Here is a 1631-nt window from a genome sequence, read left to right on the forward strand (position 1 = left end):
CTGCTGGGCTTGCGCCAATATCGCAGCCTGTGCGCTGCTGCATGCTCGGCATTCGCATTGGCGGTTGCAAGTGCCATGGTTTTTGGCGTCGAATTGTGGCTGTGGTGGATACCGCAGGCGCTCAACAATCTGGTCAGCCCCGATGCGAAATGGCTGGGCTATGGCCGCATCTGGGGCCACAGCGTCTGGGCCTGCGCGGTGCTGCTGGGCCTGCCGGAACGGCTGGCCTCGATGCTGCAACTGGCCGCGATCCTCTCGAGCGCGGCGGCGACCTTGGTGGCGTTTCGCTCCTCGCTCAGCACCGACAACAAGCTGATCGTATTGCTTGCGGCAACCGTGCTGGCGGCCCCGCATTCGGGCCCCTATGATGCGACGCTGCTGGCGGTCGCCGTCGTGCTGTGGCTTGCCGCATCGATCGATGCTCCGCGCTTTCGCGACTGGCTGATCGGGCTCGGCATCTGGATGGTGCCGTTGCTCAGCCCGGCCGTCTATGTCCCGGCGGGACGGCTGTCACCGCTCCTCACCGTCGCACTCATTGGCCTCGTCTTCGGCGCGTTGCGCAGCCCGGCGAGATCCGGCGGGCCGGCAATTCCCGCGTCGTCGACGCGAGGAGCGTGAGACTGAGGCGCGTCCCACCCTTGTCCCCGGACGTGCTTCACCGCGTTGGGAAGTGACGCACCCGTCTGCCGTGCGGTAATAGCCGATGGTTGAACAGGAGAGCACGTCATGCTGCTTCGCAGTCTCGTCATCGCGCTTCTCGTCACGGTCTCGCTCAGCGCCGCCGACGCGGCGCCACGATGGCTGAACCTGCCGCCGACGCCAACATTGCCCAGGGCAACGCAGAGCGGCTTCGCGCCCGTCAACGGCATCAAGGTCTGGTACGCAATGTTCGGCCGGGGTGAGCCGGTGCTGCTGCTGCATGGCGGCCTCGCCAACGCCAACTACTGGGGTCACCAGGTTCGCGCGCTGCAACGGCGCTATCAGGTCATCGTCATGGAAAGCCGCGGGCATGGGCGCAGCAGCCGCAACCAGGAGCCGTATGGCTACGATTTGATGGCTTCGGACGTGGTCGCGCTGCTCGACCATCTCAAGATCAAGAAGGCGGCGATCGTCGGCTGGAGCGACGGCGCGATCATCGGCCTCGACATCGCCATGAAGCACCCGGAGCGGGTGAGCAGGCTGTTCGCCTTCGCCGCGAACTCGGACCCGTCAGGCGTTGCGGATATCGCGACGAGCGACGTCTTCAACGCCTACATCGCCAGGGCGGGAGACGAATACAAGCGCCTCTCGCCGACCCCGACCGAGTACAAGAGCTTCGTCGACGAGATCACCAAGATGTGGGAGAGCCAGCCGAAATGGACGGCGTCGGACCTCGCGACGATCAAGGTCCCGACCTGGATCGTGGATGGCGATCACGACGAGGCGATCAAGCGCGAGAACACCGAGTTGATGGCGGCGAACATTCCGGGGACCGGCCTGCTGATCCAGCCGGAGGTCAGCCACTTCTCGTTCCTGCAGGATCCGGAGCAATTCAACGACGACGTGATGCGTTTTCTTGAGCGTGGCGCTGAGGGGGCCGCGAAGTGAGAAGATCGTGGGGCGGGCAGAGCGCAAGCGTGCCCACCCTCGTG

The 1631-nt window shown here is 65.2% G+C and carries 1 protein-coding gene and 1 pseudogene; both read left to right on the forward strand.

Features of this window, described 5'->3' with window-relative positions:
- Positions 1–618 (forward strand): annotated as a pseudogene (locus AC1D00_RS40195) (glycosyltransferase family 87 protein); the annotation flags it as partial.
- Positions 619–726: 108 nt separating this feature from the next.
- Entirely contained in the window at positions 727–1587 is an 861-nt protein-coding gene (locus tag AC1D00_RS40200; protein WP_477014517.1) for an alpha/beta fold hydrolase, read from the forward strand.
- The last annotated feature ends 44 nt before the right edge of the window (positions 1588–1631 follow it).

This window comes from Bradyrhizobium sp. P2_E8 (genome assembly GCF_056403875.1).